23 protein-coding genes are annotated in these 16730 nt (G+C 40.2%); 16 read left to right on the top strand and 7 right to left on the bottom strand.

Annotated features, from left to right (window positions below; translation table 11 throughout):
- Nucleotides 1-12: 12 nt before the first annotated feature.
- The 7 genes from V3I05_RS03315 to V3I05_RS03285 form a co-directional block, all read right to left on the bottom strand.
- Entirely contained in the window at nucleotides 13-813 is an 801-nt protein-coding gene (locus V3I05_RS03315) for a DNA adenine methylase (protein WP_343354004.1), read from the bottom strand.
- Nucleotides 814-898: 85 nt separating this feature from the next.
- On the bottom strand, nucleotides 899-1270 hold the full coding sequence (locus V3I05_RS03310; protein ID WP_300732775.1) for a DUF1353 domain-containing protein: 372 nt from the start codon (nucleotides 1268-1270) through the stop codon (nucleotides 899-901).
- Nucleotides 1267-1839 (bottom strand): hypothetical protein, encoded by a 573-nt coding sequence (locus tag V3I05_RS03305; RefSeq protein ID WP_343354003.1) that lies wholly within the window; start codon nucleotides 1837-1839, stop codon nucleotides 1267-1269. The genes V3I05_RS03310 and V3I05_RS03305 overlap by 4 nt, the downstream gene beginning before the upstream one ends.
- 9 nt (nucleotides 1840-1848) lie before the next feature.
- Complete coding sequence (locus V3I05_RS03300; RefSeq protein WP_343354002.1) at nucleotides 1849-3324, bottom strand: hypothetical protein; 1476 nt, start codon at nucleotides 3322-3324, stop codon at nucleotides 1849-1851.
- Nucleotides 3325-3422: 98 nt separating this feature from the next.
- The gene (locus V3I05_RS03295; RefSeq protein WP_343354001.1) at nucleotides 3423-4322 is read right to left on the bottom strand and encodes a hypothetical protein; all 900 of its coding nucleotides are present in this window, start codon (nucleotides 4320-4322) and stop codon (nucleotides 3423-3425) included.
- Complete coding sequence (locus V3I05_RS03290; RefSeq protein WP_343353999.1) at nucleotides 4323-6044, bottom strand: hypothetical protein; 1722 nt, start codon at nucleotides 6042-6044, stop codon at nucleotides 4323-4325.
- A gap of 83 nt (nucleotides 6045-6127) precedes the next feature.
- On the bottom strand, nucleotides 6128-6616 hold the full coding sequence (locus V3I05_RS03285; RefSeq protein WP_295701297.1) for a DUF1804 family protein: 489 nt from the start codon (nucleotides 6614-6616) through the stop codon (nucleotides 6128-6130).
- A gap of 209 nt (nucleotides 6617-6825) precedes the next feature.
- Here V3I05_RS03285 and V3I05_RS03280 point away from each other — a divergent pair, with 209 nt between their 5' ends.
- From V3I05_RS03280 to V3I05_RS03205, 16 genes are all read left to right on the top strand, one after another.
- Entirely contained in the window at nucleotides 6826-7623 is a 798-nt protein-coding gene (locus V3I05_RS03280; RefSeq protein ID WP_343353998.1) for a phage protease, read from the top strand.
- Nucleotides 7624-7637: 14 nt separating this feature from the next.
- Nucleotides 7638-8513 (top strand): Mu-like prophage major head subunit gpT family protein, encoded by an 876-nt coding sequence (locus tag V3I05_RS03275; protein WP_300733179.1) that lies wholly within the window; start codon nucleotides 7638-7640, stop codon nucleotides 8511-8513.
- Nucleotides 8514-8691: 178 nt separating this feature from the next.
- Nucleotides 8692-8889: a hypothetical protein gene (locus tag V3I05_RS03270; protein WP_300449086.1), complete on the top strand. Its 198-nt coding sequence runs from the start codon at nucleotides 8692-8694 to the stop codon at nucleotides 8887-8889.
- Nucleotides 8889-9209, top strand: a complete 321-nt coding sequence (locus V3I05_RS03265) for a hypothetical protein (RefSeq protein WP_300449085.1) — start codon at nucleotides 8889-8891, stop codon at nucleotides 9207-9209. Before V3I05_RS03270 ends, V3I05_RS03265 begins: the two co-directional genes overlap by 1 nt.
- Nucleotides 9203-9562: a hypothetical protein gene (locus V3I05_RS03260; protein ID WP_300449084.1), complete on the top strand. Its 360-nt coding sequence runs from the start codon at nucleotides 9203-9205 to the stop codon at nucleotides 9560-9562. Before V3I05_RS03265 ends, V3I05_RS03260 begins: the two co-directional genes overlap by 7 nt.
- 10 nt (nucleotides 9563-9572) lie before the next feature.
- Complete coding sequence (locus V3I05_RS03255; protein WP_300449083.1) at nucleotides 9573-9935, top strand: hypothetical protein; 363 nt, start codon at nucleotides 9573-9575, stop codon at nucleotides 9933-9935.
- Nucleotides 9898-10110 carry a hypothetical protein gene (locus V3I05_RS03250; protein WP_300449082.1) on the top strand — a complete coding sequence of 71 codons (213 nt, stop codon included), beginning with the start codon at nucleotides 9898-9900 and terminating at the stop codon, nucleotides 10108-10110. Before V3I05_RS03255 ends, V3I05_RS03250 begins: the two co-directional genes overlap by 38 nt.
- A gap of 112 nt (nucleotides 10111-10222) precedes the next feature.
- On the top strand, nucleotides 10223-10429 hold the full coding sequence (locus V3I05_RS03245; protein ID WP_334086974.1) for a hypothetical protein: 207 nt from the start codon (nucleotides 10223-10225) through the stop codon (nucleotides 10427-10429).
- Nucleotides 10426-10761: a phage holin family protein gene (locus V3I05_RS03240; protein WP_300449080.1), complete on the top strand. Its 336-nt coding sequence runs from the start codon at nucleotides 10426-10428 to the stop codon at nucleotides 10759-10761. Before V3I05_RS03245 ends, V3I05_RS03240 begins: the two co-directional genes overlap by 4 nt.
- Nucleotides 10754-10891, top strand: coding sequence for a hypothetical protein (locus tag V3I05_RS03235; protein ID WP_295701271.1), 138 nt, complete (start codon nucleotides 10754-10756; stop codon nucleotides 10889-10891). Before V3I05_RS03240 ends, V3I05_RS03235 begins: the two co-directional genes overlap by 8 nt.
- Nucleotides 10892-11482: a DUF5675 family protein gene (locus V3I05_RS03230; protein WP_300733192.1), complete on the top strand. Its 591-nt coding sequence runs from the start codon at nucleotides 10892-10894 to the stop codon at nucleotides 11480-11482. It abuts the gene before it with no gap.
- Between the two features lie 13 nt (nucleotides 11483-11495).
- A complete protein-coding gene (locus V3I05_RS03225) occupies nucleotides 11496-12155 on the top strand; it encodes a hypothetical protein (RefSeq protein ID WP_300859626.1) in 660 nt (219 codons plus the stop codon).
- A gap of 10 nt (nucleotides 12156-12165) precedes the next feature.
- The gene (locus tag V3I05_RS03220) at nucleotides 12166-12471 is read left to right on the top strand and encodes a hypothetical protein (protein ID WP_300449077.1); all 306 of its coding nucleotides are present in this window, start codon (nucleotides 12166-12168) and stop codon (nucleotides 12469-12471) included.
- 47 nt (nucleotides 12472-12518) lie between these two features.
- A complete protein-coding gene (locus tag V3I05_RS03215) occupies nucleotides 12519-12725 on the top strand; it encodes a hypothetical protein (protein WP_295701263.1) in 207 nt (68 codons plus the stop codon).
- Nucleotides 12725-15859, top strand: a complete 3135-nt coding sequence (locus tag V3I05_RS03210) for a glycine zipper domain-containing protein (RefSeq protein ID WP_343353995.1) — start codon at nucleotides 12725-12727, stop codon at nucleotides 15857-15859. The genes V3I05_RS03215 and V3I05_RS03210 overlap by 1 nt, the downstream gene beginning before the upstream one ends.
- Nucleotides 15856-16728, top strand: a complete 873-nt coding sequence (locus V3I05_RS03205; RefSeq protein ID WP_343353993.1) for a hypothetical protein — start codon at nucleotides 15856-15858, stop codon at nucleotides 16726-16728. The genes V3I05_RS03210 and V3I05_RS03205 overlap by 4 nt, the downstream gene beginning before the upstream one ends.
- Nucleotides 16729-16730: the final 2 nt, after the last annotated feature.

Here is a 16730-nt window from a genome sequence, read left to right as displayed (position 1 = left end):
ATCCCGCCCTAGCTAATAATTCACCACAATAACCTCCCTTGTTTTCTTTCTCACTTTGACATTCAGCGAGTATCGCACTTCTTTGCTCTCTATGATTCTAAAGTCCTTATACAGCTCCCTTATAAGCTCACAATCATTATAGCTTAGGATAAATTTGCCCTGCAAACTTTTAAGTATCGCGCACAGCTCCTTATGCTCTTTTATTCCAAAGCTGCGCCGCATTTTATAGTAGTTTTCACTCCCTACATAAGGCGGGTCTAGGTAAAATAAAGAATCTGCACTATCATATTCTTTTATGAGCCTCCTAAAGTCCATATTCTCTATGCAAACACCCTTTAATCTCTCGCTCCAAATAGAATAATCTTTGTAAATATTCTTTGGTGGGCGAGTTTTACACATTGCAAAGTTATCACCCTTAGAGCCAAAACTAAAGGTTAGCAGGCAATAATACAAAGCCGCCCGCTCTATCTTGTTTCTAGGGGAGAGTGTGCCCTTTTTAATCATCTCAAAAATCTCCCTACTGCATAGCAGGTTATTGAGATATAGGGCGAGGGTTTGGGGCGCGGTTTTGATGATTGTGTGCAAGTTTATCAAATCGCTATTGCTGTCATTAATAACTTCTACATATTTTGCGCTCATATTCTTGCGACTAGGTTTTGCATACAGCACAGATAATCCCCCTCCAAAGACTTCAATATATCTTTTATGTGGTGGCATAAGCTCTACTATGCTTTTAGCGAGCTGTGATTTGCCTCCTACCCAACCAAATGGGGCTTTAAGCGTGGTGGCTTTGAGTGTTTGTATGTGTGGCATATAGCCTCCTTTAGAAAAAGTAATTTTTCTCCCTCACATCATCGTGGCGAGTTAGAATGTATTGCTTTTTAAAGGCTTGGCTAAGTTATTTGTATCCTTTCAAAAGTGCGTAGATTCTCACCCCTAAATACAAGCTCCATTTTGTGAAAAAGGGGATAGAGATAGCCTCCATAGATTCTAAAAATATCCTATCTGCTTCCTTGCGATTACACTTGCCTTTATGAAACTCCTCACATAAGTAGTCGTGCAATACAGCACATTTAGCATATCTCCCAAAAGGTGGTAAAACACTCCATAAAATGCGGGGTGTGCTTGCAAAATCTGTCATAAAGCCCTTTGGCACGATAATATCCTTTTTGCTTTTATCCTCTCGGTAATAGCAAAAAGATTCTGTGAGGATATAGACTCTCCCGCAATCATAGACTTCTACTTTGAGTGGGCTTGTGAATGAACTCAAAGTGCTGCCTCATTTTCTAAAGAAGCTTTGTTCTGTGTTTTGATGATACGCTCATAATCCTCCCATTGTAATGCCTTTATTTGCTCTATATCTTCTAAAGTTAAGAGATATGCTTTAAGCACCCCACAAGCATAGATAGTATCACTCTTATATTTTATGCCATCAGCATAGACTTTTTTAAGCTGTGCAGAAGTATGCGGGATATTTGCCTTTGGCTCTCCTGCTTTATGACATCTAAAATATGAATCTGCCTTTGATGTGGCAAGAGCCATAAGGTTAAGCTGGTCTTCTACACTCATATCATATATGTAGCTCTCCCCTAATGCATTGCTAGTAAAGCTCTTAAGGAGTTCATCACATTCTGCATTAAGCTCCTTTTCTTTCTCTTTGCGCACAGCTTCAAGCTCCGCATTAAACATATCTTGCAGAGATTGTGGCAAAGAAGCGGGGATAAAAGGCTCACTTAGATTTTCGCCCTTTACATAAAGTTTGCCATCAATCTCGCCAACATAAACAAAGCTCCCGCTCACTTGTAAAACCTTGTCCTTGTTTAATTCATATATTTGCATAAAATCCTCCTATTGTTTTTGTAGTGTAGGTGTGGTGTATTTAATAGAGCCATTGCTCGCAGTGCCACAGGCATAGAGTTTATTTTTTGCTATCATCACCAAATGCCCGCCTGCACCAAATCCTATAAAGGCAAATTCACTCACATTGCTTGGGGCATACACGGGAGTGAATATGTTAGAGTTTGCATTTTTGCCAATGCCTAAGCTCCCATCGGTATTAAAACCAAAGCCCAAGAAACTATCACTACTTTTAAGCTTAACAATAATGCGTGTATTTGCTCTATCCCAATGCACGAGAGATTCTACATTTTCTAAGACTTTTTGGGCAATGAGATTATTCCCTCCTATATCATTGCCATAGCCATAGCTTCCTTTACCCCATACATAGAGATTCCCGCTTTCATCAAGCGCACAAGCAGTTCCATAAATACTTGCTGGAAACACTTTGATGATATGACTTAATATTTCACCTTGATTGTTAGTCAAGGAGATGAAAATATTACTATTACCAGTGGCAGCTTGTGAGAGATTATTGTCTCCTCCATACCCTGCTCCACGCACACTCCCGTCCTCAAAGATAAGTAAGCAAGTGCTATAATCTACATTTGAGTATCTATTAATACTCGCTCTTGCGTATTTCACTTTTTGGTTAAAGCTAATCTTAAAGGGGATAGTGATATGTGTGTTATTGCCATTACCACACGCACCTTGTGTATTATGTCCGCATACCCACAAAGCCCCCTCACTATCAATGCACTGCATTATCCCCGCATAGCCATTACTCGCAAATGAAATATCCTCAATATTTGATAGATAGGGATTTTGTGTGAAAGTAGAGAGTGGAAGCGTATTACCTGTGCCAAGCTCTCCTATGGAATTACTCCCGCTCACATATACTAGCCCATTTTCAAGCAGTGCTACCGCACTTTGTTTGCTATCTACCTCGCTAGTCCCACAGCAAATTTTTACCACACGCGCAGGCATTTCTACCCTCACAGGCATAGGAATCACTTGAGTATGTCCTGCTCCAGCACAACCTTCCACATTTGCACCCCACACATAGAGGAAGTTCCCCTCTTTTGGCAAGGCATAAAAGGTTGTATGTCCGCCAAATACTTCTACAAATTCTATATCACTAGGCAAAGCCACGCGTGTAAAAGAGCCAAGATGTGTCCTACCGCTTCCTGTGTTATTTTGAGAAAGTCCTTGCATATACACATCGCCATAGGATACTATTTTGCCATTTTTATCTACATATACCTCTTGATACATTAGAGCTTGTTTTAAATGCACTTGTAAAAGTCGTTTCGCTTTTACAAGATTCTCTTTTTTTGCCTCTTTTACAATGTTATTAAGCTCTTGTGCGAGATTTTGGCTCAAAGTGTTTAAAGCTCTAACCTCTGCATCAAAGCCAGAAACTTGCCTTATTTCCCTCACTTCTTCTTGTATCTCTTGTAAGAGTGTTATTTCTTCTATATTTCCCATTTTTACTCCTTTCCTATTAATTTGATGTCTTACATACAGGAGCAAAGCCCCTGTATGCGCCTAAAGCCCTGCGGGGGGCACTCATTTTGAAACAATATTCATAGATTAATTGCCCTCACTCTATTGCTGCGGGGGGGGGGGGGTGGAATCCTCTGCCCTACATAAAACCCCTCTAAGAGGAGATTATGATTAACCTCCACAGAATTTGTGCGCCCATAGATAGCAGAGCAGCGAGAAGCATTAAAATTAAATGCTGCTGCGTTGCTCCAATCAACTGTTTGTGGCGTGCCACCCGAGTTATGACCACCTTCTTTAGCAAATGCCCCACTTGTCCAGCCATAATCGTGAAAAGTCTCGGCAATGCGATATACTCCTCCTGTGATATTTGGTAAGCCCTCTCTCTCAAATGCTCCTACAAGGGAGGGATTGTTTGTAGCCTTAGCATAGATATTTGGCTTAGGTAGTCTAAAATAGCCTTTAGGGCAATTCTCTTGTAAGCCTTTACTCGTGCTTTTAAAATACAGATAAGCTAAGGGATACTCGTCTATTTTTAATATACTCCCCGCTGCCACATAACCTTGTGGCAAGCAGCAGCGAAAAGAGAGTGTGTATTGCCCGATTCTATTTTGCCATTCTTGCTTTCTTTGCCTTTTGTGTTTTATCTCTCTTAGGGTAAAGAGAATATGATGAGCTATATTTATGAATTGGTCGCTTTGCAATGCGGTCTGTGCTAATATCTCTTTTATCGCATTCTTTTTTTCATTCTCTACTTCTGTTTTAAAGCCTTGCCTATCTTGTTTTAGGTTCTCTTTTAGTTCAAGTTCTAGCTCTCTAAGGGATTGCTCTACGCTTGTGCCGAGCTCATTTATTTGTAAAGCAAAGCTATTAAGCTCTTCGCCAAATTGTGGCAATGCTTCTACAAAAGCATCAGCCCTTATATCAAAGCTTTGTGTATCGTGTGTGGTGGGCGGGGTGGGTAATGGTGTAATTTTTTGCATTTAAAAAATCTCCCTTGCGTGTTGAAATAGGCTCTTGTATTCTTTTTGTGCCTTGTTTATGGCTTTGTAATTTGTCTTTGCGCCTTTATTAAAGGCTTGAAGCGCAATATCTATGCTATCAAGCAAGTCATCGTGTGCGCATTTGGGGTAAGTATCAAGCTCCTCTCTTAGAAGCAGTGCGTTTGTATCAATACGCATATCCTCTTGAGAAAGTAGTGGAGATAGGGCATCAAGGCGCACATTTTTATGCGCGGCATTGCGAATCCCAATAATTGGCACAAATTGCCCGAGTGAGCGCATTCTCTCTTTAAGTGTGTTTTTAAAAAACTCTTGGAAAGCTATTTCTTCACACGCGATTGTGATAGTGGGCGTAATTTTGCTAAGTTTTAAATAGTAAGCGATAATCTTATCTATCATCTTATCAGGTGTGATTTTATAGCCATTTGCTGTGGCATAGAGCTTCTTTTGGCTCTTTACATAAAATATCGCGCCAAGCCCAAAGTAATCTCCTCTTGCCTTACCCATACTTGGGTCTATGCCTATGGTTATAGAATCTATGCCTTGAGGTAGCACATCATAGGTGCTATAAGTGCTAAGAGGCGCATTCTCCTTATCAAGTGGGAGATTTTGAAACTCGGAGTAAAAGCTTGCGCAATCTTGCAAGTAATCACTTAGAATCTCTGTGATATTTGCGCGCTCATCATCAAGCTTATAGCCTTTGGGTTTAAAGCTACTAAGATTTTCGCGTGTAAGCTCCTCAAGGTTGCTTGGCATTTTGATTAAAAGTGGGAAGTTAAAGCTCTTAAAATCATCGCGCTTTTGCATTCTTTGCAATAGGCTATCATAGTGCAAGGTCGTGCCTACAAGTAGGATTTGATAACTTGCGTTTGTGCGTGAGGGAAGCTTTAAAATCGCTTTATTAAACCAACTATAGAGCTTATCACGCTGGGTCTTACTCTGTATGTTCTCATCATTTTCAATATCATCACATACGATAAGGTCAGGGCGTATGCTTAAAAAATTTGTCCCGCGTATCTTTTTACCCGCACCAAAGCTCTTAATCTTGCAAGGCAATGTATTGACTTCAAAGCTTATCTCTTCCGCGCTCCATACATTAAAAGGTGTGATGTTAAAGTCGCATTTGAGATTAGCATTATCTTCTAGCTCGGTTTTTATAAGGTCTATACCTTCTTTGGCTAAATCTAGTGTGGAGCTAATGATAATGGCATATCGTTTGTTTCCTCCTAAAATCTGCCATAGCACAAAAAGCCGAGAGATAAGCGTAGTTTTGGCTGCGCCACGATAGGCTTTGATGATAAGTTTATTATCCTTGATATGTGGTAGCTCCTCATATACCCAATTTCTAAAGACTGAAGTCTCATTTGTTTTAATCTCGCTTCGGGCAAGTGAATTGCCCTTGCTCCTAAAGCCCTGCGGGGGGCACTCATTTGTTTTAATCTCACTCGCGGGAGTAAATCCCACTTCGTTCCTTTTACCCTTGCGGGATTTGCTGCGCTGTATGCAAGTGTGGATTGGCACTTCGTGCAAATGCCCGTGCTTTGGACACTCGTTTTGAAGTCCAATGTGATGTCCCAAATAAGTATGCACGAAGTAAGTAAAATCACTCTTTGCGCGCGCTACTCGTTTATTACGTTCCTTATCATTAAGGATAGGTAGAGACTGCAGGAAACTTTTAAGTTCTTTTATAGCTAAATCATTCATCGCATAATACCTTTTAAATTGCGTTTAAATTGCGTTTAAAATCGTTTTAAAGCTTAAAGGGTATTGGGTAGATATTTTACTTTTCAATTTTTATCCTTAAAAACCTTATTTATAATCGTATCTGCATTTTTTGCTAAAAAATCCGCCACAATCTCATTATTTTCTTTGAGGGCGATATTTGCGATTTCATTAATCGTATCGCGCGCAGTGGCAATGAGTTTAGATTTGAGTGAAAATTCATCATTCTTTGGGGCTTTGAGCCTCCAATAAGTCTGCGCGTATTGATGAAGCTTATCGAGTGCCTCAGGGCTTAATCCATTCTCTTTGCTTTTTTGCATAAATTCTTCAAAGCTCGCAATAAGCGTGGCGATAAACACCGCCTCTTTGTCTCTTATGGAACTAATATCTCGCTTAGATTCTAAAAGGAGATTATCCCAATTAATGCCTTTTTTTAAATCCGCGTTTTTGTGGTAGTAGAATCCTGCGCGGGTGATGTTAAGGCTCGTGCAAATATCTACAATATCCATACCTTGAATGTATCGCTCTTTTATTTGTTCTCTTATGTTCTTCACTCTTAAAATCCTTTTTTTACTTAAGCCTTTTTGGGTTAGCATTAAACCAAGCCTACGTGCATTGTTTTTGTGAAAACTTCACCAAAACAATGCGTGAAAGAACTCTAGAATGCCAACACTCAAACAAATGAGTGCCCCCCGCAGGGCTTTAGGAACGAAGCGGGATTTACTCCCGCGAGTGAGGTTAAAACAAATGAGGAGAGTGGAGAATGAAAGATGTAGTGTTTTTGGAGCTTCAAAGCGCACAAGCACAAAAGGACACAAAAGAGAAAGTGAAAATCTCGCCTTGTGGCTCTTTTAGTGGCATTGATGGGAGAGAGTTTAGCCTCAATGCTGCGCTTGTGCTAGAGAGACTAAAGCTTAAGGGTTGCGACATTATGCTTGATAAAGACCATCAAGATAAAGAAGCACTCGGCTGGTTTCCCCTAGATTCTTTTGAAGCAAGAGAAGATGGAATCTATGCGGATTTAGAGCTAAACTCCATAGGCAAGTCTCTTGTAGAAGACAAAGTCTATCGCTATATCTCCCCTGCGTATTTAAAAAACGCACAAGGAGAGGTTGTAGATATTGTATCTATTGGGCTTGTCAATCGCCCTAATCTTTCTTCACTTACTGCCTTAAATAATGAGCAAACCCTACAAGGAGAGAGAATGAATGAGGAGCAAGCAAAAGCCTTGCAAGATGAGCTTGCAAAGGCAAAGGAAGAAAATAAGGCACTAGAGGTGCGAATCAAAGCACTAGAAGCACAGATACAAGAGGAACAAGAACAAAAAAGCAAAGAGGAACAAGAGCAAAAAGAAAAGCTTATCAATGAAGCGATTAAAAACTCCTCTATGCTCCCTGCGCGTAAAGAAGCTGCACTTGCGATGAATAAAGAAAATTTAGGTGCTTTCTTAGAAGTATGCAAGGCTGAATGTGAGAGCGTTTTGAAAAACAAGAGCGCAGATTTTGATGAGAAAAAAGGCTTAGATATTGATGAGCATATCAAAGCCCAACTTGATTTGTAATTAAAGGAGAAAAAATGCCAAAACTAGATACTGCATATATGGAGCAAGTCTCAAAAGGACTAAGCAAGGTTTTCAACGATGCTTTAAAAAGCGAAAATGAGGATTATAAGAAAATTGCCACAGAAGTAAAAGCAAACACTATTAGCGTTGATTATGCGTGGATTGGTGATTTTCCAAATATGATTGAATGGACGGGTGAGCGCACACTTAAAGACCTTAAGGCAAATACCTACACCATTACGCGTAAGAAATGGGAGAGCACTATTGAAGTGAGCCGAGATGTGATTGAGTATGATAGTTTAGGCATTGTCAAGCCTCGCGTGCAAGCAATGGCTGAATCTGTGCGTGAACATTATGACGAAATCGTCTTTGGGCTTTTAGAGGCAAATAGCGCGTGTTATGATGGCAGACCTTTCTTTGCAACAGACCACGAAGTAGGCAGTCAAACCTTTAGTAATTCCCTCTCTCTTGCACTTAATCAAGCAAATTTCTTAAGTGCAAGGCAGGAAATGCGAGGGGTGAGTAATGAATATGGCAATCCTTTGAGAATCCGCCCTAGCTTACTTGTAGTCCCACCAGAGCTTGAAGTAGAAGCGATTAAGATTCTTAAAGCACAAACTTTGAGTAATGGCTCTTCAAACATCACTTATGGAATGTGCGACTACATCGTGTGTGATAGGCTTACTGACGCAAGTGCGTGGTATCTCTTTGACACAACACGAGTCCTAAAGCCCCTCGTGCTACAAATCAATAGAAGTGTGGAGTTTGCAGGGCTTGATAAACCCACAGATGAAAATGTCTTTATGCGAGATAGCTTCTTATATGGAATCCGCACAGAGGATAATGCAGGGTATGGAATGTGGCAACTCGCTCTCAAATCTAAACCTTAAGGGTGTTTTTAGGGATAAGGTGGGTAATCCCCATAAGCGTAAGTTTGGGTAGAAATACCTTAGAAACCGAGTTGATGAATGCTTTAGCAGTCATAACTCAAGCTTTAGGCGCGAAGGGCAATTTACTTGCCCAAAGCAAGACCGAAGCGGTGGCTTTAGCTACAAAAGCGAGGATAAAATGGGAAATAGAGAAAATGCAAAAGCCTTGCGTGAAGCGCAAGGCAGGCTCAATACACAAATTGATGAGAGGCTAAGTGCTTTTGAAAAGAGAATTGAAACCTTAGAGCTTCAAGTATCCTCTTTACTTTCTGTGGAGGAAGAGCAAGAGAGTGAGCGTGATGATTTAGTAGAGCAAAAAAAGTCAAAGGGAAAGTAATGGAGCTTTTAGCACATCTTAAATTTCGCGCGACACAAAGCCTTGATAATCCTAGCGAGATTACAGGGCAAGTGTTAGAAATCGCACTAGCTCAAAGCGATGAGATTTGCAAAAACAAAGATGTGCCTACTTTTGCGCGTATTGATATAGCCTATATTCGCCTTAAAATCTATCTCAAGATAGAGCTCAATGGCGAAGATGAGCTTTTACTCAAAAACGCACTAGAAGTCGTAAAAAACGCGCCCTTTATTGATGAAAAGGGGGCAAAAAGCCCAAGTGCTTGTTATGCGGCACAAAGCAGGGAGAGTGAATTTTGTTAAAAACGCTATTAAACGAGGTTTTAACACTTTTTAAAAGCTGCAATCTCTTGCTTTTAAGCGAAGATAGAATCACACAAGAGGGTAACTATCTGCTTTTTAGCTCTATGAGGAGCAAAGAGGAGAGCTACCGCGAGTATGAGCTTAAAATCTATGTGGCAGGAAACTCTCTTAACAAAGATGGCTCTAGCATTTTTTTACGCATAGAAGAGATTTTAGAGCTTTGCTCTAAGCACAGGGCAAATGCACTAAGCTGTGTTAATGCTTCGCTTATGAGCTGGGAGAAAGTAGGGCTTTTCACGCAAACAAATGGGCTTTTTGTGTATGAAATAATACTTAATCTTAAAACACGATAAAGGAGAGAAAATGAAAAAGACAATATTTGTAATCCTAGGGCTTGTGAGTGTTGTGCTCGCGCTATTTTATGGTATCAATGCCTACATTGATAAAAGTATCGATGTGGGAGTGAAAGGCGCGATACTTGCCGAGCAAAACAAGGCTATTAGGCAAAACGCACTCGATGCAGAGGTAATCTCACGCTACAACGAGCGCGAGAGTAATATAATCGAGCAGGAAGTGCGGCGCAAATACTATGCAGATTTAGATTCTACAAATAATCCATACATAAGCACTACAAATACACAAGGGAGCGAGCTTCCCGAGTGTGAAATTCGACTTCAGGAGGTAGCAAATGCTTTACAAGTCTTTTTTGTTTCTACTTCCCCTTAGCCTATTTTATGGGTGTGCGAGGATAGAGTATGTAGAAGTGCTTGTGCCTCAAAAGTGCAGTGTGGCAAAAAGAGAACGTCCAAAACAAAGCTTTGATATGGGTAAAGATGTGAAAAATGTCCTTATTTATACTCAAATGCTTGAGGTTGATATAAAAAAATGCAGAGGAGATTAGAGAATCCCCTTGGCGTTGAATGCGTAAGAAATGAGTGCCCCCCGCAGGGCTTTAGGCGCATACAGGGGCTTTGCTCCTGTATGTAAGACATTAAAATAAGTAGAGGTGAAAAATGACAAAACGAAGTTTCTTTAGAAAATGTAAAAACAACCTCAAAAGGCTGTGGTTTTATTTTCGCTGGTTTTTGATTGGCAAGTATCACTGCGATATTTCGCCTTCATACAAGCGATTTTGGTTTGTCGTGCATAAGAGCCTATGGGCGATGATTATCATCTCCGTGGCACTTAGTGTAGCGCGTGTAGTGGAGGTAATACTATGATTGAAGCAGGACATTATTTAGAGCTTTTACCCATTGCTATTGTTGGTATCTTAGCGGGGGTTGTAAGCTTTTTTAACGAGGAACAAAGAGAAGATACATCAAATGATATGCGCTACTTGCTTAAGGTTGCTTTGAAAAGTGTAGTTACTTCATCATTTTTGTGTGTGATTGTCTATGCCACTCTAAGTGCTACTGATTTGCCTTACCTTGCGCGAGTAGGTATCGCTGCTGCACTTGGATTTTTAGGAATTGAAAAGGCACTTAATCTTGCAAAAGAGCTACTTGCCTTTAAAAATGGCAATAAAGAGAGCAAAGGAGGCAAAAATGAATAGCACCGCTTATAAACTTGTCCGCTTTATTGTTTTGGTCGCCTTTGTCGTATCTTTAAGCGGCAATATTGCTCAATACTATTCTTACAAAGATGCTGTTGAGAGTTTAGAAATCTTATCACAAGGAGAATAAATGAAATACAAAATTATACTTCAGCGACTAAGCGAACACAAAGATGTGAAAAAGCCAAATGTCGCAAAAATCGAGGATTCTACATTAGGTAAATTTAGTGTGAATGAAATTCAAGAGAATGACACTTTAAAAGAGATATGGAGTTGCTTTACTTGTGAGAATATCGGTGAATCTACTGATACACCAAAACAAGATAAGCGTATTATGCCACGCACATATCAATTAGAGTGGGCGCAGACAGGCAAAAATGCTTCACTTGCAAAAAATCATAAAGATTACATGCTTGAGAATTTCAAAAAGACAGGACTATATTATCGTAAGGTGCAAACTCCAAATGGAGAACAAACACACCCTTACATTGCAATTTTGCTTACTTGCGATAAAGAATTACCTAGCTTTAGGAATCGTAGCATTCTTATTCACATAGGCAATTACCCACAGGATACAGAAGGCTGCATTTTACTAGGTAAGAGTAAAAATGATAGCACAGGCACAATCGGTGGTAGCACACAAGCAATTTTGGAGTTTTTTAATCTCTGTAAAAAAATCGGCTTAGAAAATTGTGAGCTTGAAGCAAAAGAAATTGCATAATAAAGGAGTAAAAATGCCAATAAACAACACACAAAAGGACAATTTATTTTTGAGCGGGGGCGTGATGTATATAGAGCCCTACAACACAGATGGAAGTTTAAGCGGGGAAAAGTTTGATATGGGTGCGACAGAGATTACCCTCACGCGTGATACGACAACCGCGACTGCTTTTACACGAAGTGGAGGACTAAAGCAAAAAATCGCAGAAGTGGTAACTGAAGAGAGCTATACACTTAAGATAAAGTGCAATAGTTTCTCTCCTGCTAACCTCGCTGCAGCTTTAGGCTCTAAGATAAAAGAGGTAGCTTTTAAGAAAGGTGAGATTTTGCCAAGTGGAGCGGTAGCAGATTGTGCTTGTAGCTTTGTCAAAATTGACGCAGGGAGTAATCCGCTGCTTAAAGCAAAGCTTACTTTTGTCGGCACACCCGTGCAGGCAAAGCAGGTTGTGGGCGTGATTTATGAGGCAAATATCAAGATGAGCGGAGATTTGCCCTTGATGAGTGAAGAGTTTGCAACTATGGATTTTGAAGGCAGTGCGAATAAAACCGATGAGGGCTATTATACGCACTACATTCAGCAATCAAAAGAGGAAGCCCAAGAGGAGATAGTGGGTGAGGAAAATCTACAAACAGATGAGCCACAAGAGGTTGTGAATGAGTCAGAATCTAATTAAGGAGTAGAAAATGAATAAAAGTTTTGTATTTAAGGTAGAACGTCCAAGTATCAATATTCAAGCACAGCTTAGTAATGGAGAGAGTATAGAACTTGAGATTTTAGAGAGTAATGCCAACCAACTCGCCGAGCTTGAATCCCAAAAAGACACACTCAAAGGCTTTGAGCTTACTAAAAAGCATTTAAGCGAGAATATCAAGGGTGAGAAAAAAGATGAGTTTATCGCAGATTTGCTTGAGAATGGCTCATTAGCAGACTTTTACACCGCGATAAACGAACAATTTAGAGCCATTAAAGGCGCAAAAAGAAAAAACTAATCCGCTGGGCAAAGGAAAAAGCATTTTTAAGCAAGGATAGTAAAAGTGTGCCTTTGCCCATAGAGCTAGAGGACTTAGAAGAGCAGCTGCTCGCCTTTGGGTTTAACCTCGCACTAGAGTTTAATATAGGGGGCTTTGAGCTAATAAAGAGCATTAACTATGCCATACTCAAAGACTTTGCGCTTAAATATCAACTCGATGCGCTAGAGATTCTAAGCCTTTATAAAGAAATGATTGCGGAGATGGAAACATAATGTCAAAAGTCATTGCAGAGATTATCTTTAATGTCAAAAAGGGTGAGCTAACAAGCGCGAATAAAGAGCTTAAAAGCACGCAGGAAAATCTCGCCCACGCAAACAAAGAGAGCAAATCCTTTGGCTCTAGCATTGGCAAGACGACTTTGGGCTTAGGTGCTTTAGGGCTTGCTGCACAAGACTTAAGTATCCTCAAAGATGTGTTTGTTACACCCATTAAAGAAGCTATTGCACTTAATGCTCAATATGAACAGCTAAATAATTCCATCGCCTCACTTATTTCTATTAACCACGAAAATGCTACAACCACAGGCAAGATGCTAAATGCCCAAGAAAAATGGCAGATTGCCCTCAAACAATCAAAGCAGGTTGTTGATGATTTAAAGATTTCAGGGCTAGAGCTTGGCTACTCTGTGAGCGATATGAGCGATATGTTTAAGGGATTTTATTCTACTGCAGGTAGCTCTATGAGTTTAGAGCAAGCAAAAAATGCAATGAAAGCTATTGCCGCAGCAGTTAATGTCAGCGGTGTGAGTGTGGATTCTCTAAAGGTAACACTAGATTCTTTAGGAAGTGGCATAGCAAACACTGCCACAGATTTTGGGCGATTTGTGAGTGCTATGGGGCTTAGCACAGAGGAGATGAGTAAAGCAAAACAAGAGGGCAAACTCTATGAACTCATTATGGAGAAGTTAGAACCGCTTAGTGAAAGTGCTGCATTTAGTGCTAATAGCTATGCTGTAAGTATGGCAAAGCTTAATTCCACCTTTGATGATATTAAGCAAAGTGCTATTGCGCCATTTTTTGATTCTATGAAGCAATCTCTTGCCTCACTTACGCAGTTTTTAAGCACGCATAAAGACACGATTGTTAGCGTGTTTCAAGGCATACTTGATATTATAAGCACACTTGTAAGTGCTGTTTTTGAGGCTGGAATGATGGTAAGAGATACTATTGTAGCAGCCATTAATGACTTAGCAGAGGCTTTTGGATATAGCGCGAGTGAAGGTGATATACTCTTAGGCGTAATAAAGAGCTTTCAAAGTGCTGCAGCAATGCTAAGCTCGGCTTTTAAGATGGTGCAAAACACTCTATCCTTACTTATCAACTCTTTGCGATTGCTTATCAATAGCGCACAGGTTGCCTATCACGCAATGGCACGTGTGTTTAGCTTTGGTGAGGACGACAAGCACCATAAATCGCAAATAGAGCGACTAAATAATAAAGATAAAGAGCTAAAAGCTGCTATGATGAGCAATATTAAAGGCTATGGCGATATTTTTAGTGAGGGCATTGAGAAAATCCAAGATATTTGGAAAGACAAAGCCAAAGAGGGTTTAGAATCTGAAAAAACTACTCAAATGCTTAAAGGCAAAATCGGTGCGAATGCGAATAAGAAGCAAGGCAGCGGCACAAAAGATGGGGATTTGCTAAGAAGCTATTTTGATAATGAATTTGCCATAAGAGAAAAGAATATCTCTTTGATGAAAGAGGACAAACAAAAGGAGCTAGAATTAGAATCCTTACGCTATGAGTGCACAATCACGCATTTAAACTTAGAGCTAAGACAAAAGATAAAATCAGGGCAAATCTCCATAGAGCAAGCCAATAGACTCTATGAAGTGGAACTAAAACTCCACGAGCAAAAAATGCGCCATATACAAGAGCATTCAAAAACCTATGAGGATTTAAAAAGCAATATAAACTCCGCGCTTAATGAAAATATCAATAATGCGCTTAATGGCAAATTTGTCAGCTTATCAAACTTTGGCGAGGATTTGTTTAGATCTATGCAAACCTCTATTACAAAGGGCTTTGCAACTTCCATCTCTGCTGCCTTTATGGAATCCTCTGTTATAGAATCTATGAATAAATCCCTCGCCTCCGCCATTGATGGCTTAGGCAGTAATGGCGCAGTAGGTGGTGTTGTAGGGAGAGTAACAGGCTTACAAATTGGGCAATCTTCACTAGGAGAGGTTGCAGGGGATAGCCTTGCAGGATTTGGCATTGCAAGTGCTGCTGGGGGCTTAGTAGGTAACTTCATAAGTGATAAGGAGAATGCCGCCAAGACACAAAAATACGCCCAAAGTGGTGCAGCGGGAGGAGCAGCAGCGGGAGCGGCTATTGGTAGTTTTGTGCCTGTGATAGGCACAGCTGTTGGTGCGCTTGTAGGCGGACTTGTCGGTAGTATTGGTGGAGCACTGATAGGAAGTTTTAGCTCAAGCAAGCTTACTACCAAAGCAAAGGGAGTGGAGCTTATCTCAAAGGCTACAAAAGACAATGTGAGTGCGCGAGAATTTGCAGATAAAACAGAAACCACAAAGAAATGGTGGGGTCTCTCAAAGAAAACAAGGCATTGGACAGAATATTATGATGCCTCAAATATAGCCCTAAGAGGCATACAACAAGGCATAAGGGGCTATGAATATTTACTGCAAGACATAGGTGGGAGTGTCAAAGAGCTAAGTATTGCTGCTGGGCGATATAAAGACTATGATGAGATTTTGAACACAGGGGCAAAGGAGCTTATAAAGAGCTTTTTTGAAGCACCAAGCAAGGCATTAAAAAGCACAGCTCCCACACCAAACATCAATGCAATTTATAGTGTATGGGAAGAATATGCTAAGAGTATGAACAAGCAAATAAGCGAGGCATTAAGCGAAAGCCTTACTACATTTGTATCCACAGGGCAGAGTTTTCAGAGTTGGCTTTATACTTTCAAAGGTCAAGAGAGCGAGGCGGCAAGATATGGCGCAGAGCTTGCCGCACTTCAAGTAGAACGTTTGCAAGAGGCACTGGGCGCAGCTGATGTGAATATCGATAATTATCTTAGCTATCGAGAGGAAGCATTAAGGGAGAATTTCGACCCACACACAATCGAGCGCATTAACGCACTAGGCGAGGCATTAATACAAAGTGCTGATGCGAGTAAAAAGTATGAGGAAGCCCTAAAGGGTGAGAACAAAACAAAGCTCAATATGATTGACCCCTACCTTGAAAAAACAAAAAAACTAGAGGAGATAAATACACAAGAGCGCAATACAAATGAAAAATTACAAGTGGCTATGCTTAGCACTCTCAAACAAATGCTCCGCGTATCTCAAGAAAGTTTAGAAGCAGGAGCGCAAAAGTGAAAGTTTTAACGCGTAGTGAAGTTGTGATTATTGATTCTAATCTCCTAGAATCGACCCCCACCTTTGAATTAGGTAGAGAGTATCACAAAGACGACAAGGTGCATAGTGATAAATATGTCTATGTCGCCCTAAGTGATAATGTAAATAAGCCACTGACTGATGTTTTGAGTTGGAAAAAAGTAGGAACTAGCAATCAATGGGCGTGTTTTGATTATTATCTCAATACCTCTTGTATCGCGGAAGATGAATTAGATATAAGTTTTTCTTGCTTTGGTGCAAAGGGCATTTATATAAGCAACATTGAGGCGAAGTTTTTGAATATTGAAGTCATAGATGTGCGTAACGCACAAGTGATTGAAGAGCGGACATACAAACTTTATGGGCAAAATATTTCAAGCTGGAGTGAATATTTCTTTGGAAATTGGGGTAAAAAATATAGACATCATATTTATTATGAGCGCAACACTTTCACGCGCAATATTATCTTTAGGGTAAGGGCTTGGGGCATTAGAGATATTAAGATTGGCTCTATTATTTGTGGAGATTTAATTGAACTTGGTATCTCGCTCTATGCGGATAATTCTATCTCTATGCTTGATTTTTCTAAAGTGCTTACAGATGAGGAAGGTAATACTTCTTTAACAAAGGGCAATTTCAAGCGCACAAATGCCTTTAATGTGCTAGTGAGTGATGATGAAATGGATAAGGTAAGCTATGAATTAGCCGAGTTAAGAGGGCAAGCAGTGGTGTTTATCATCGCAAACAACTATGAATGCCTTATGAGCTTTGGTTTTTTGAAAAACCACGAGATTCTTTTAAGCAAGGTGGGTGCGAGTATTGTAAGCATAGAAATCGAGGGATTAATATAAAG

The sequence above is a fragment of the Helicobacter mastomyrinus genome (assembly GCF_039555295.1).
GTDB lineage: Bacteria > Campylobacterota > Campylobacteria > Campylobacterales > Helicobacteraceae > Helicobacter_C > Helicobacter_C mastomyrinus.
Note: the sequence above shows the minus strand (reverse complement) of the source record. Positions and strands in the feature narration are given on the sequence as shown.

Bases quoted from the DNA above. Each gene is read 5' to 3' on its own strand.
- V3I05_RS03210 (WP_343353995.1), top strand. From the start codon at position 12,725: ATGTCAAAAGTCATTGCAGAGATTATCTTTAATGTCAAAAAGGGTGAG.
- V3I05_RS03280 (WP_343353998.1), top strand. From the start codon at position 6,826: ATGAAAGATGTAGTGTTTTTGGAGCTTCAAAGCGCACAAGCACAAAAG.
- V3I05_RS03290 (WP_343353999.1), bottom strand. From the start codon at position 6,044: ATGAATGATTTAGCTATAAAAGAACTTAAAAGTTTCCTGCAGTCTCTA.
- V3I05_RS03235 (WP_295701271.1), top strand. From the start codon at position 10,754: ATGAATAGCACCGCTTATAAACTTGTCCGCTTTATTGTTTTGGTCGCC.
- V3I05_RS03245 (WP_334086974.1), top strand. From the start codon at position 10,223: ATGACAAAACGAAGTTTCTTTAGAAAATGTAAAAACAACCTCAAAAGG.
- V3I05_RS03275 (WP_300733179.1), top strand. From the start codon at position 7,638: ATGCCAAAACTAGATACTGCATATATGGAGCAAGTCTCAAAAGGACTA.
- V3I05_RS03315 (WP_343354004.1), bottom strand. From the start codon at position 813: ATGCCACACATACAAACACTCAAAGCCACCACGCTTAAAGCCCCATTT.
- V3I05_RS03300 (WP_343354002.1), bottom strand. From the start codon at position 3,324: ATGGGAAATATAGAAGAAATAACACTCTTACAAGAGATACAAGAAGAA.
- V3I05_RS03295 (WP_343354001.1), bottom strand. From the start codon at position 4,322: ATGCAAAAAATTACACCATTACCCACCCCGCCCACCACACACGATACA.
- V3I05_RS03305 (WP_343354003.1), bottom strand. From the start codon at position 1,839: ATGCAAATATATGAATTAAACAAGGACAAGGTTTTACAAGTGAGCGGG.
- V3I05_RS03250 (WP_300449082.1), top strand. From the start codon at position 9,898: ATGCTTTACAAGTCTTTTTTGTTTCTACTTCCCCTTAGCCTATTTTAT.
- V3I05_RS03270 (WP_300449086.1), top strand. From the start codon at position 8,692: ATGGGAAATAGAGAAAATGCAAAAGCCTTGCGTGAAGCGCAAGGCAGG.
- V3I05_RS03255 (WP_300449083.1), top strand. From the start codon at position 9,573: ATGAAAAAGACAATATTTGTAATCCTAGGGCTTGTGAGTGTTGTGCTC.
- V3I05_RS03230 (WP_300733192.1), top strand. From the start codon at position 10,892: ATGAAATACAAAATTATACTTCAGCGACTAAGCGAACACAAAGATGTG.
- V3I05_RS03225 (WP_300859626.1), top strand. From the start codon at position 11,496: ATGCCAATAAACAACACACAAAAGGACAATTTATTTTTGAGCGGGGGC.
- V3I05_RS03240 (WP_300449080.1), top strand. From the start codon at position 10,426: ATGATTGAAGCAGGACATTATTTAGAGCTTTTACCCATTGCTATTGTT.
- V3I05_RS03220 (WP_300449077.1), top strand. From the start codon at position 12,166: ATGAATAAAAGTTTTGTATTTAAGGTAGAACGTCCAAGTATCAATATT.
- V3I05_RS03265 (WP_300449085.1), top strand. From the start codon at position 8,889: ATGGAGCTTTTAGCACATCTTAAATTTCGCGCGACACAAAGCCTTGAT.